This window comes from Oliverpabstia intestinalis (assembly GCF_009696065.1).
GTDB lineage: Bacteria > Bacillota > Clostridia > Lachnospirales > Lachnospiraceae > Oliverpabstia > Oliverpabstia intestinalis.
The window spans coordinates 58167-71716 of sequence record NZ_VUMS01000011.1 but is presented as its reverse complement, the minus strand read 5'-3'; the positions used below and the strand labels follow the sequence as shown (position 1 = coordinate 71716).

At 44.8% G+C, this 13550-nt stretch carries 13 protein-coding genes and 1 pseudogene; 2 read left to right on the top strand and 12 right to left on the bottom strand.

Going from position 1 to position 13550, the window contains the following annotated elements; all coding sequences use genetic code 11:
• Window positions 1-430: 430 nt before the first annotated feature.
• Window positions 431-631, top strand: a pseudogene (locus FYJ57_RS16235) (ATP-binding protein); the annotation flags it as partial.
• Window positions 632-806: 175 nt separating this feature from the next.
• Here FYJ57_RS16235 and FYJ57_RS07335 read toward each other — a convergent pair.
• Window positions 807-1100, bottom strand: coding sequence for a hypothetical protein (locus tag FYJ57_RS07335; protein WP_154432192.1), 294 nt, complete (start codon window positions 1098-1100; stop codon window positions 807-809).
• A 264-nt stretch (window positions 1101-1364) separates the two neighbouring features.
• Here FYJ57_RS07335 and FYJ57_RS07325 point away from each other — a divergent pair, with 264 nt between their 5' ends.
• On the top strand, window positions 1365-1703 hold the full coding sequence (locus tag FYJ57_RS07325) for a hypothetical protein (RefSeq protein WP_154432191.1): 339 nt from the start codon (window positions 1365-1367) through the stop codon (window positions 1701-1703).
• Between the two features lie 173 nt (window positions 1704-1876).
• On the opposite strand, the gene rpsI is transcribed toward FYJ57_RS07325, so the two are convergent.
• The 11 genes from rpsI to tig form a co-directional block, all read right to left on the bottom strand.
• Window positions 1877-2269 (bottom strand): 30S ribosomal protein S9, encoded by a 393-nt coding sequence (gene rpsI / locus FYJ57_RS07320; protein ID WP_154432190.1) that lies wholly within the window; start codon window positions 2267-2269, stop codon window positions 1877-1879.
• Window positions 2270-2285: 16 nt separating this feature from the next.
• On the bottom strand, window positions 2286-2714 hold the full coding sequence (gene rplM, locus FYJ57_RS07315; RefSeq protein WP_022172252.1) for a 50S ribosomal protein L13: 429 nt from the start codon (window positions 2712-2714) through the stop codon (window positions 2286-2288).
• A 289-nt stretch (window positions 2715-3003) separates the two neighbouring features.
• Window positions 3004-3531: a M48 family metallopeptidase gene (locus FYJ57_RS07310; RefSeq protein WP_154432189.1), complete on the bottom strand. Its 528-nt coding sequence runs from the start codon at window positions 3529-3531 to the stop codon at window positions 3004-3006.
• Window positions 3473-4288, bottom strand: a complete 816-nt coding sequence (gene truA, locus FYJ57_RS07305) for a tRNA pseudouridine(38-40) synthase TruA (protein WP_154432188.1) — start codon at window positions 4286-4288, stop codon at window positions 3473-3475. The genes FYJ57_RS07310 and truA overlap by 59 nt, the downstream gene beginning before the upstream one ends.
• 165 nt (window positions 4289-4453) lie before the next feature.
• Window positions 4454-5257 (bottom strand): energy-coupling factor transporter transmembrane component T family protein, encoded by an 804-nt coding sequence (locus FYJ57_RS07300; RefSeq protein WP_022172255.1) that lies wholly within the window; start codon window positions 5255-5257, stop codon window positions 4454-4456.
• Window positions 5254-7044: an energy-coupling factor transporter ATPase gene (locus FYJ57_RS07295; RefSeq protein WP_154432187.1), complete on the bottom strand. Its 1791-nt coding sequence runs from the start codon at window positions 7042-7044 to the stop codon at window positions 5254-5256. The genes FYJ57_RS07300 and FYJ57_RS07295 overlap by 4 nt, the downstream gene beginning before the upstream one ends.
• A gap of 209 nt (window positions 7045-7253) precedes the next feature.
• Complete coding sequence (gene yihA, locus FYJ57_RS07290) at window positions 7254-7868, bottom strand: ribosome biogenesis GTP-binding protein YihA/YsxC (RefSeq protein WP_154432186.1); 615 nt, start codon at window positions 7866-7868, stop codon at window positions 7254-7256.
• A gap of 12 nt (window positions 7869-7880) precedes the next feature.
• Entirely contained in the window at window positions 7881-10193 is a 2313-nt protein-coding gene (lon, locus tag FYJ57_RS07285) for an endopeptidase La (RefSeq protein ID WP_154432185.1), read from the bottom strand.
• Window positions 10194-10206: 13 nt separating this feature from the next.
• Entirely contained in the window at window positions 10207-11511 is a 1305-nt protein-coding gene (gene clpX / locus FYJ57_RS07280; protein ID WP_154432184.1) for an ATP-dependent Clp protease ATP-binding subunit ClpX, read from the bottom strand.
• 78 nt (window positions 11512-11589) lie between these two features.
• The gene (gene clpP / locus FYJ57_RS07275) at window positions 11590-12171 is read right to left on the bottom strand and encodes an ATP-dependent Clp endopeptidase proteolytic subunit ClpP (RefSeq protein WP_022172260.1); all 582 of its coding nucleotides are present in this window, start codon (window positions 12169-12171) and stop codon (window positions 11590-11592) included.
• Window positions 12172-12218: 47 nt separating this feature from the next.
• The gene (gene tig / locus FYJ57_RS07270; RefSeq protein ID WP_154432183.1) at window positions 12219-13520 is read right to left on the bottom strand and encodes a trigger factor; all 1302 of its coding nucleotides are present in this window, start codon (window positions 13518-13520) and stop codon (window positions 12219-12221) included.
• Window positions 13521-13550: the final 30 nt, after the last annotated feature.

The window sequence follows — 13550 nt, the reverse complement described above, 5'->3', positions numbered from 1 at the left end:
CTCCAGGCCAATCCTGCATTTCCGATTTGATTTTCTCTTAAAAATTCCCCGTACACCTTGTACTGATCAAAGAGCCATTCCCCAGAACATTGTTCATCACTTATTCTCCAAGGGTTACTCCATCTTCTTTCCATTCCCGCATACAAACCCATGATAACTTAGATAGTGACACCCACCAAGCTATCCACCAAGTTAACCACCAAGATTCTACGTCGTCAGCAGTTACATTGTACCTAATACCCCATTCCCAATTTGTCCAAAAACAGAAAAGACTATCTCTCTCCTCTTCGCAAACACGTTGCTGCATATAAAAGCAAATATCCAAATTTTTGAATGATGGGAATCTTTGTGCGATGATGCGGAGTATTTTCATGGGTTGTCCCATCTAAAAACGTATTTTCCGTTTTTATTTTTCTAATTGTTTTTGACGCTACAAAGTATCCGTTCAATGCGGCGAAAGCCTTGTGATTGCTGACCTGTTCCACCGTATGAAATACATGGAGCGCCGTGGAAGTGGCCTATGCAAAATCATCAGGGAAATCGAAAAGCTACCTGGATATATAACGGCATATAATCCTGAAATTTTCTCAACGCAACAGATTTCATGGTCATCTTGAAAAATGCAAATTACCAAACTTAGTCAATGACCAAGTAGTGAGCAAGATAAATCGCCGGACATCCATCAGATTGTTTTTGCGGCAGTAATATCGTTTTACTGCCGTAAAAATATTTCTTGTATATAATATTACCAATATATCTAATTTCTGTGCACATTCCAATCGCTTTGATTTTTTTGAGATGTTTTCCTAAAAGCGCATATACTGGCGTTGTTCTCTCAAGGAAGCCGCTCTGGTGGCCATGTGATGCTTGCAGATCAACAAAATACTTGTTTCAACACCTCTTGACCTTTCTTTCTCTCGTATAATAAGAAAGAACAAGAAAGGAGGCGTACCCACTTCGTCCTGGTCTACCCGTTCCAGTTTTCCATCCCGTTCGATATTGGAATAATCAGGACGGATGTCCATCAGATCACTGATGTTCCGGCGGCTCTTGCCCACGGCGTAGGACTGAAAACATTCGCCCACCTGGTAGAACAGCATGTGAAAGAATCCAAAACAGAGGCAGGAATCAGAGAAGTTCCCATTGCTGAAAAGATTGTACCGTTCTTTGAATACTGAATGAACCGGAAATGTGACCATCTGATTTGTACACCCGACGACGAACCTTTTCAGTACCGGAATTATTATGATTCATCAAGAAAATTGTCGGGCATAAAGGACAGGGTGTGACCGAAAACGTCTACACCCACATTGAACTCCCGACCAAACTTGATGCAATCAATTTGATTTGATGGAGGTGTACCGATGGATAGGAAAGAATATAAACAGGCTTTTGCTAGGGAACGCTATGAACGAATAGAGTTGAAAGTTCCTAAAGGAATGAAAAGTATTATCAAATCTCTTGCTAATGACAAGGGAATGTCTGTCAATGCGTATCTGCAAGACCTCATCAGAAAAGACCAGTGCGGAATGTTTGACACGATGCAGATTGCAGAGAGGAACAGAGAAATGATTTCCGGAATCACTAGAAACATGCACGACGGATATGACATCATATTCAAGGATGGTTATTCCTGCCACTGTCGCACGAAAAAGGATGTCCGGTCTTGCATCATAGACCATTGTACTGAAAAAGGCGGTTGATACCGTCTTTTTTCTGTCCTACGGAGGACACCTTTTTTCGTGTTAATTACCTGTTAGTTACCGGAAGATTTTTGTGTGTTTTGAGGGTGTCTGATAGATTTTCAGAATATAAAGAAATCCCCGAAAACTCGATGTTTTCGGGGAAATTTGCTCTTTTCTGATATTCGATTGAATTATCGCTTGCTGAACTGAGGAGCGCGACGAGCTGCTTTGAGACCGTATTTCTTACGTTCTTTCATTCTCGGGTCACGAGTCAGGTATCCAGCTTTTTTCAAAACTGGTCTGTAATCAGCGTCTGCCTGCAGCAGGGCACGAGCGATACCGTGACGGATAGCTCCAGCCTGTCCGGTAAATCCACCACCGTGAACGTTTACCAGAACGTCAAATTTTTCTGTATTGTCTGTTGCTGTCAGTGGCTGACGAACAACAACTTTCAGAGTCTCCAGTCCGAAGTACTCGTCGATATCTCTTTTATTGATTGTGATCTTACCAGTTCCTGGTACCAGGTATACTCTGGCGATAGATTTTTTTCTTCTTCCTGTTCCGTAGAATTTTGTAGTAGCCAATGTTACTTACCTCCTATTAAAATGTTAAAACTTCCGGTTTCTGAGCTTCATGTCCGTGCTCTGCACCAGCGTATACATGAAGTTTTTTAATCATCTGTCTTCCCAGAGGTCCTTTTGGAAGCATACCTTTTACAGCAAGTTCGATGACTTTTTCCGGTTTCTTGTTCATCATTTCTCTCAGAGTGGTTTCTTTCATACCACCAACATAATCAGAGTGGCTGTAGTAGATCTTCTGATCTAATTTTTTACCGGTCACTTTGATCTTTTCAGCGTTGATTACGATTACATAATCACCTGTATCTACGTGAGGAGTGAAAACTGGTTTGTTTTTTCCTCTTAATACGCTTGCCACTTCGGAAGCTAAACGTCCTAATGTGCAGCCTTCAGCATCTACTACATACCATTTTCTTTCAATCTTATCTGGATTAGCCATAAAACTGTTCATGGATTTCCCTCCTGTAATTCAATCTTTAAACTATAATTATCTCTATAATGAAAAATATCTTTCCGGGGCTTTGGTAAGATACTTTCGCACTACGTCATACTTGATTATTATAGTATACTGTTCCGTGTGTGTCAATCATTTTTTCGTGATTTTTCCAGGTTTTTTCAGCTTTCTTTGACTTTCACTCACCAAAAACACCTTGCGGGTCATTACCGGTGAACTCTGACGGTTTCCTGACACTTTTCAGGATCTCCTGACCTCAACCGTACCCTCCGGCATTTCAGCACTCTCAGATCCGGCACTCTTTCAGTCTCCTGCGACGTTCCCGGTAATCCGGAAGTTCTGCCTCCACGATTTTCCAGAAATTCTTCGAATGGTTCATCTCCCTGCGGTGTGCCAGTTCGTGTACCACCACATAATCCAGCAGCTCCGGTGCAAGCAGTACCAGTTTCCAGTTAAAGTTCAGATTGCCCTTGCTGCTACAGCTCCCCCAGCGTGTTTTCTGTTCCCGGATAGTGATCCTGCCATAATCCACACCCATTCTCAAAGCAAAATATGCTGTTCGTTCCGGAAAAATCCGTTTCGCCCGCTCGATTCCTTCCCGACGCTGTTCTTCACTGATCATAATCTGATCTGTTTTTCTGTTTTCCACCTGCCGGATGTTCTTCAGAATCCAGTCTTTCTTCTCATCCAGAAATTTTTCCGCCTGCCTCTTCGTAATCCCATAGGGTGTCCGCAGAATCACCTGTCCGTTCCGGTCAATCTGAATCGCAATCGTCTTTCTGCGGGAGCGGATCCACTGATACGAGATGTCCATCTTTTTTCGCCTCCCATTCCGGATACCGGATCTCTACCAGAGTCAGCCCTTCCGGCCGCGCAGTCTCTCCGGCAAGCTCTCTGTTTTTTCCTTCCAGAATCTCTTTGACATGTTCCGGCGGATAATAACCTCCACCTACACGGATCAGGGTTCCTGCTATGATCCGCACCATATTATACAAAAATCCATTTCCCCTGATCCGTATCGTGATCACATTATCTTCCGACCGGTGAATGTTAAGTTCATAGATCGTACGAACCGTATTCTCCACCTCCGGTTTATAGGTGGAAAAACTTTTAAAATCATGTTCTCCGATAAGATATCCAGCTCCCTGCCGCATCTTTTGCACATCCAGCGGATAATAATAAAAATACGTGTACAGCCGTTTCGTCGGATCCGGGAACTGCCGGTTGTAGATCTTATACTCATATGTCTTTATGGTTTCCTGAAACCGCGGATGAAAATCTTCCGGCACCTGGCAGGAATCCTGGATACGGATATCCTGTGGCAACCGTGTATTCAGCGCATAGGAAAACTTCTCTGCAGGCATCCGTGCCTCTGTGTCAAAAACTGCGATATTGCCCAGCGCATGCACACCGGCATCGGTACGGCTGGCTCCGATCACCTCTGTCTCAGTTCCGAGAAATTCTGAGAGACACCGGTTCAGAACTTCCTGCACCGCCAGACCGTTCGGCTGTACCTGCCAGCCACAGTAGTTGGTTCCATCGTAGGCAACCGTCAATTTTACTCTTTTCATTTTTCTTCCTTTCAAAGTTTCCACGTTTTCACAAATATAATTATTTGCTGTAAAGTAAAAATGCTGTTCTCCGGCCCATCATGAACCGGAAAACAGCTTGCTTCACCAATCAATTCTATTCATAACTGTTCAGCATCTCGCAGAATACTGTCAACCGGTTACTTTTTAAATACCGACTACCCGAAATACGATACTGAGTGCCAGATAACCTGCCACTACCAGATATGCCAGATAATCTCTTTTTTCATATGCCAGCGGTTTCATCTGTGTTCTTCCGTCACCGCCGTGGTAACATCTCGCTTCCATCGCCATTGCAAGATCGTTGGCTCTGCGAAAAGCAGAGATGAATAATGGCACCAGCAGCGGAACCATATTTTTTACTTTCTGGATCAGATTACCGGTCTCAAAGTCGGCTCCACGTGCCATCTGTGCTTTCATGATCTTGTCTGTTTCTTCCATCAAAATCGGAATAAACCGAAGGGCGATAGACATCATCATGGCAATCTCATGAACCGGCACATGAATCTTGTTCAGCGGCCGAAGCAGTCGTTCCAGACCATCGGTCAACTGGTTCGGTGTGGTAGTCAGTGTCATGATCGATGCACCGATGATCAGAAATACCAGACGGATACCCATCTTGATGGCGAGCCGGATACCTTCTTTGGTAATTTTCAGAATCCAGAATGACCATAATACTTCGCCCGGCGTAAAGACCAGATTAAAAAACATCGTAATCAGCAACAGTACCATGATCGGCTTTAATCCCTTTATCATAAATCCGAAAGGAACTTTGGACAAAACAATCATCGCCACCAGAAACAGTGCTGCCACCCCATATCCCAGCCAGGAAGAAAATACAAATAAAGATACAATATAGACCAGCGTACTCACGAATTTTACTCTGGGATCCAGACGGTGAAGAATGGAATCTGCCGGATAATACTGTCCGATTGTGATATCTCGCATCATTTGTGATCTTCCTCCTTTTTCCAGAGTGCCCGCAGGATCGATGTGGTTGCCTCATCTACATTGATGGCACTGGTATCCACATCCAGTCCTTTTTCTTTCAATGCATACATGATATAAGTAATCTGGGGTGCCGCAAGTCCGATGGCCTCCAGCTCTTTATAATGTGCAAATACTTTTTTCGGTGCATCATCAAAAGTTTTTACTCCGTGATTCATAACGATGATCCGCTCCACGTATTTCGCAATATCTTCCATGCTGTGGGATACCAGAATAATGGTAATTCCTCTTGTCTCATGGAGACTTGCAATCTGATCAAGGATCTCATCCCTCCCCATAGGATCCAGTCCTGCGGTCGGCTCATCCAGGATCAGTACCTTGGGATTCATCGCCAGAACACCGGCAATGGCTACTCTTCGCTTCTGTCCTCCGGACAGTTCAAACGGGGACTTCGCATAATAACTTTCGTCCAATCCCACATGTTCCAGGGCTTCTTTTGCCCGTTTTTCACATTCCTCCGGTGGCAGATTCTGATTTTTCGGTCCGAAACAGACGTCGGTCAGTACATCGGTCTCAAACAACTGATGTTCCGGATACTGGAAGACCAGTCCTACCTGACTTCTCAGTCCACGAAGAGGAAATTTGTCTGCCCAGATATCCTGTCCCTCAAAATAAATATGTCCTTCTGTCGGACGGATCAGTCCATTAAAATGCTGAATCAGGGTGGATTTTCCACTTCCGGTATGTCCGATGATTCCAACAAACTGTCCCTGCGGTATTTCCAGATTGACATCTTTTAACGCATGCATCTCATAAGCACTGCCCGGATTATAAGTATATCCTACATGTTCCAGTTTTATAGATTCTTTCCCCTGTGGCAGTTCTTTCTTTTCTTTTTTCTGGGTATGCTCCGGCAGTTTCCAGCCTTTCGGTATGCGAATCTCCGGTCTGCTCAGTGCATCCACAAGTTCCGGGATTGTCAGAATACCATCCGGGATTGCAAGACCTGCCTCTTTCAGATCATACGCCAGCAGCGTAACCTGAGGAACATCCAGACGGTACTTTTTCAGCTGATCTACTCTGGAAAAAATCTCTTTCGGAACACCGTGCATCACAATGTGTCCGCGATCCATCACATACACATCGTCAGCTAATACAACTTCTTCCATATAATGAGTAATCAGAATAACCGTTACCCCTTCTTTTTTGTTCAGTTCCCGTACTGCTTTCAGTACTTCTTTTCGTCCGTTGGGATCCAGCATGGCAGTTGGCTCATCCAGAACGATACATTTCGGATGCATCGCCATAACGCCTGCAATAGCTACACGCTGTTTTTGTCCGCCGGACAGTTTGTTTGGTGAATGATGGCGGTAAGCGGTCATTCCCACCGCTTTCAGACTCTCATCCACCCGCTTCCAGATATCTTCTGTGGGAACACCCAGATTTTCCGGGCCAAATCCCACATCTTCTTCTACAACTGTGCCGATGATCTGATTATCCGGATTCTGAAAAACCATGCCGGCCTTCTGACGGATATTCCAGATATCTGCATCCGAAGCGGTATTCATGTGATCCACCCACAGCGTTCCCTCTGTAGGCACCAGCAAACCATTGATATGTTTTGCCAGCGTGGACTTTCCGCTTCCGTTATGTCCTAAAATAGCGATAAACTTTCCTTCCTCTATATCCAGATCCACGTGGTCAATGGCTCTGTTAACTTCCGGTTCTTCACCCTCTTCTTCGTATCGCAGATAGTCGAAGGCCAGTTTTGCTGCTTTTATGATTCCCATTGCCTCTCCATTTCTTTCTTACGAAATTGTTATTCTTTGTTTTTTCTGCAGCGACTGCCACAGAAAAATAGGCCTGATTGCGTGTTTTTTCGCATATCAAGCCTAATTGTATCTGATTTTCTTTTATATTACAAGTTTTTCCTGTTGGAATTCGCAAATTTGTTACTGCTCACTCCGTTCTCAGCAGCACGCTTCGCGATGTAAAGGATTTATGCCTCTGGAGTCTTCTCCTGCTCTGCCATTCCTGTCAGTTCGTCGATCAGTTCCCAGATTTCTTCCCGTCCCTGTTTGGTCTGGGCAGAAAACGGAATAATCTTTGTTCCCGGTACTACCTGCAGTCCCTGTCGAACCAGTTTTATCTGTTTTTGCACCTGGCTTCTCTTGATCTTATCCAGTTTTGTCGCAATAATAACCGGTTCATAACCATGATCCAGAATCCATTTATACATGATCTTATCATTGTTTCCCGGCTCATGGCGGATATCCACCAGCAGAAATACACAGCGGATCTCTTTTGATTTGTGAAGATAATCTTCAATCATCTTGCCCCACTTTGCTTTAATTTCTTCCGAAGCCTTTGCATAACCGTATCCCGGAAGATCCACCAGATAAATCGCTTCATTCACATTAAAGAAGTTGATCGTCTGTGTCTTTCCCGGTGCGGCGCTGGTACGTGCAAGGGATTTCCGGTTCATCAGTCCGTTGATCAGGGAAGATTTGCCCACATTGGATTTTCCTGCGAATGCCACTTCCGGTCTTCCGGTCTCCGGCATCTTACTGGTGATACCGCACACGATATCCAGAGATACATTTTTTATAATCATAGGTTTCTCCTTCTATACCAGTGCTTCTTTCAGCACCTGCTCCATCTTTTCTACAAACACAATGGTAAGATCATCTTTTATCTCTCCATCAATTTCTTCCACATCCGGCCGGTTCTGATCCGGCACTAAAATCTTTGTGATACCGGCGTATTTTGCAGCCAGCATTTTTTCCTTCAGCCCGCCGATCGGAAGTACCCGTCCCCGCAGGGTGATCTCACCTGTCATGGCAAGATTTGCACGCACAGCCCGTCCGGTGATGGCGGAGAGCATCGCCGTCGCCATAGTGATACCTGCAGACGGTCCGTCTTTCGGAACAGCTCCTTCCGGTATGTGAATATGCAGATCATGCTCTTTGAAAAATTCCGGCTTGATACCATATCGGTCTGCCACAGAGCGAATATAGCTGATACCTGCCTGTGCAGACTCTTTCATCACATCTCCAAGCTGTCCGGTCAGAAGAAAATCTCCTTTCCCCGGCATCAGATTGACTTCAATCTGTAAGGTATCTCCGCCAACACTTGTCCATGCCAGCCCACGCACGATACCAACCTCATCTTTTTCATTGACTTTCTGGTAGGTATAACGGGATCTGCCCAGAAAATCTTCCAGATTGTCTTTTGTTATTACCACCTGTTTTTCTTTTTCCTGCAGGATCTTTCTTGCAGATTTTCTGCAGATCTCACCGAATTTTCTCTCCAGATTACGCACACCGGCTTCTTTGGTGTATCCTTCAATAATGTCTTTTAATACCTCATCCCCGATTACCAGCTGGCTTTCTTTCAGACCATTGGCCTTGATCTGTTTTGGAATCAGATGTTCTCTCGCAATGTGTTCTTTTTCATTTTCCGTATAACTGGAAATCTCGATGACTTCCATACGATCCATCAGAGGACGAGGAATGGATTGAGGATCATTTGCTGTCGCAATAAACAGTACCTCCGAAAGATCCAGTGGAAGATCTACATAATGATCGGCAAATTTACTGTTCTGCTCAGAGTCAAGAACCTCTAACAGAGCAGATGCCGTATCTCCCTTGTAATCACTGCTTACCTTATCAATCTCATCCAGAAGCATCAGCGGATTTTTTACACCTGCCTGAATCAGCCCGTTGGCGATCCGCCCCGGCATGGCTCCCACATACGTCCTTCTGTGTCCGCGTATCTCTGCTTCATCCCTGACACCGCCAAGACTGATTCGGACATATTTTTTATTCAATGATCGTGCTACTGAGCGCGCGATCGATGTCTTTCCGGTTCCGGGCGGTCCGACCAGACAGAGGATCGGGCTACTTCCCTTCTTTGTCAGTGTCCGCACAGCAAGGAACTCCAGAACTCTTTCTTTTACTTTTTCCAGACCGTAATGATCAGCCTCCAGAATCTGACTGGCTTTATCCAGATTCCTGTTATCTCTGGATGCTTTCTCCCAGGGCAGCTTTAACAGTGTCTCAATATAACCTCTCGACACGCTGCTCTCTGAATTGTTATAGCCAAGACTCTTAAACCGGCGGATTTCTTTGATCAGACGTTCTTTGATCTCTTTCGGTGCCTGCAGTTTTTCTGCTTCCTGCATAAAGTGATCTCCGTCAGATACGGTGTCATCTTCTCCCAGCTCTTCCCGGATCAGTTTCAGCTGTTCCCGGAGGATATAGTCTCTCTGATTCTTATCAATCCGCTGTTTTACTTTTTCCTGAATCTCCGTGCGAAGACGCATCACTTCGATCTCATTTGACAGAATCACACCCAGATTCTCATACCGTTCACTGAACGATGTCGATTCCAGAATCTGCTGTCTCTGTTTGAACGTCAGCGGGATATTCACAGCAATATGATCTACCAGATCCGTGATATCATCGATTTCCAGTGTCTGTCTCACCTGCTCCTGATTCATTTTCTGATTTTCTTTGCAGTATACGCTGAACAGCTCTCTCATACTGAGAAGCATCGCTTCTTTTACCGTATCCGGAAGATTCTCTTCTTCCTGCTCCATCACATCTACTTCGGCTTCCAGATAAGACGTACCGTCTTCCAGCTGCATCAGTTCTGCCCGTTCCATACCTTCTACAAGCACACGAAGCATATCTTTCGGCACTTTTGCTACCTGTTTGATCATGGCAACGGTACCGATCTTATACAGATCATCTTCTGAAGGCTCTTCCACTTTCGGATCTTTCTGGGTGATCAGAAAGATTCTCTGATCTTTGGTCATAGCCTCTTCGATTGCCCGGATGGATTTTTTCCGACTCACATCAAAATGAACGATCATATCGGGTAAAATCGTGATTCCACGCAGGGCAACTGCCGGCATTACCTGTGTTTCATTTGTCATCTGTTACCTCCCGTCAGGCGGTTTCCGGTCTTCCTGCTCTCTTGGTTCCCCGTCTTTTGGAGGAATGTGCCGGCTTTTTTTCCGGATTCTCTTCGATAGTCACAACTGGTTTTCCTTTGCCGGTTACCGCCTCTTTGGTGATTACGCATTTTTTCATGTTTTCATTGGACGGGGCTTCATACATCACATCCATCATAGTCTTTTCGATCACGGAACGCAGACCTCTTGCTCCGGTCTTTCTCTCCATAGCTGTTTTTGCCACTTCCCGAAGTGCATCCGGCTCAAATTCCAGATCCACACCGTCCATATCCATCAATGCTTTGTATTGTTTTACCAGAGAATTCTTCGGCTCCTGAAGGATTCGTACCAGTGCATCCTCATCCAGTGCATCCAGAGATACCACAACCGGTACACGTCCGATGAATTCCGGAATCAGCCCGAACTTGATAAAATCCTGAGGCATCACTTCTTTCAGGATCTCGCCCACGTTTTTTTCATGTTTCATACCGAGAGACCCATTAAATCCAATGGTCTTGGTATCCATACGACTTTCGATGATCTTTTCCAGACCTTCGAACGCACCACCACAGATAAACAAAATATTGGTAGTATCGATCTGGATAAATTCCTGCTGAGGATGTTTTCTTCCACCCTGTGGCGGAACAGATGCAACCGTGCCTTCCACGATTTTCAGAAGTGCCTGCTGCACACCTTCACCGGATACGTCCCTGGTAATGGAAGTATTTTCGGATTTTCTTGTAATTTTATCAATCTCATCGATGTAGATGATTCCCTGCTGTGCCCGCTCAATATCATAGTCAGCGGCCTGGATAATCTTCAGCAGAATGTTTTCCACGTCTTCTCCTACATAACCGGCTTCTGTCAACGTAGTGGCATCTGCGATCGCAAAGGGAACATTCAGCATTCTTGCCAGATTCTGCGCCAGGAAAGTTTTACCGGAACCGGTAGGACCAAGCATCAGAATATTACTTTTCTGCAATTCCACATCATTTTTTCTGCCTGAGAGGATTCTCTTGTAATGGTTGTATACAGAGACTGCCAGTACCTTTTTTGCCTCGTCCTGACCGACTACATATTCATCCAAAACTTCTTTCATCTCTATCGGCGTCATCAGATTAATATCACTTCCGGACATCCGATCTCTGGCAACTTCTTCTTCAATGATCTCTGAGCAGATTTCCACACACTCATCACAGATATAAGATCCGTCCGGACCTGCGATCAGTTTGCGTACCTGATCTTCTGTCTTTCCGCAAAAAGAGCAGCGAATTTTATAATCCCCGTTTTTTATTGCCATAGGTTTCCTATTTCCTTTCTGATACTTATAAGAGGGCGCCACCTGTACAGGCAGCCCCCTCTTATCTTTACTTTATTTTCATCTCTTTGTGATCACATCATCGATCAGACCATATGCTTTTGCTTCTTCTGCAGTCATATAGTTATCACGTTCGGTATCCAATGCGATCTTTTCCAGCGGCTGACCTGTGTTGGCTGCCAGAATCGTATTCAATCTGTGTCTTGTCTTCAGAATCTGATCTGCTACGATCTGAATCTCTGTAGCCTGTCCTCTGGCTCCACCTGAGGGCTGATGGATCATAATCTCGGCGTTTGGCAGGGCCAGACGTTTTCCCTTTGTTCCACCGGACAGCAGGAATGCTCCCATGCTTGCAGCAAGTCCCATACAGATAGTAGATACATCACACTTGATATACTGCATCGTATCATAAATCATCATACCGGCAGTTACAGATCCACCCGGGCTGTTAATATACAGCTGGATATCTTTTCCAGGATCTTCGGATTCCAGAAATAACATCTGTGCGGCGATCAGATTGGCACTCACATCCGTTACCTCTTCACCGAGGAAAATAATACGGTCTTTCAACAGACGGGAGTAGATGTCATAGCTTCTCTCTCCACGGCTTGTCTGTTCAACAACGTAAGGTACTAAACTCATATTCAGGCCTTCCTTCTATTCGTAGAATGGATGCGGGTTTTTACTTCTTACTCTTCTGTTTTTTCTACTTCTTTTGCAGCATCTGCCAGAATAGTAACTGCTTCCTGAACAGCCATATCTTTCTTCATCTGTTCTTTCTCAGCGTCGCCCAGCATCTCTTTCAGTTTGTCAGCTTCCATTTTGTACATTTCAGCCATTTTGTTGATCTCTTCATCGATCTTCTCGTCAGCAATCTCGATAGCTTCTGCTTCTGCGATTTTTTCCAGAACCAGTCTTGTCTGAATTCTCTTCAGAGCCTGTGGTTTCATCTGCTCCTGCAGAGAAGCCAGAGTAGTTCCTGTAAACTGCATATACTGATCCATAGTCAGTCCCTGAGACTGCATTCTTCTTGCGAAGTCATCAATCATCTGATTAACCTGAGTATCCAGCATAGCATCCGGAATCTCCATAGTAGCATTAGCTACTGCTGCATCTACTGCTGCATCTTCTTTTGCACGTTTAGCTGCATCTGCTTTTTTCTCTTCCAGGTTTTTCTTGATGTCTGCTTTGTACTCTTCCAGAGTATCGAACTCAGAAACATCTTTTGCAAACTCATCATCCAGTTCCGGCAGTTCTTTCACTTCGATTTTCTTAACAGTGCATTTGAATACTGCAGGTTTTCCAGCCAGTTCAGCTGCCTGATAGTCTTCCGGGAAAGTAACATTTACTTCTTTTTCTTCACCAATGTTTGCGCCTACCAGCTGCTCTTCAAATCCAGGAATAAAAGATCCGGATCCGATAGTCAGCGGATAATCTGTTCCTTTGCCGCCTTCAAAAGCTTCGCCATCGACAAAACCTTCAAAATCCAGTGTTACTTTATCACCGTCTGCAACGGCTCTGTCATCCACATCCAGTACTCTGGAATTTTCTTCCTGTTCTTTTCTCAGTTCGCCTGCGATCTCATCTTCTGTTACTTCCAGATCTGCCTTCGGAACTTCCAGTCCTTTGTACTCGCCCAGAGTTACTTCAGGTTTCAGCGCAACTTCTGCTGTGAAGATGAAAGGTTTTCCGCTTTCCAGCTGTACAACGTCAATAGATGGCTGAGATACGATGATTTCTTCGCATTCGTCCAGTGCTTTGGAGTATGCTTCCGGAATCAGAGCATTGGCTGCATCTTCATAAAACACACCGGTACCATACATTTTTTCAATCATCTTACGAGGAGCTTTTCCTTTACGGAATCCCGGGATGTTAATTCTGTTTTTCTGTTTCTGGTATGCACCCTGAATTGCTTTTTCCAGTTCTTCAGCGGAAACTTCAATTGTCAGTTTCGCCATGTTCTTTTCCAGTTTTTCTACTGCTACGCTCATGTTCTATAGTTCCTCCTTCAATTTCTTATG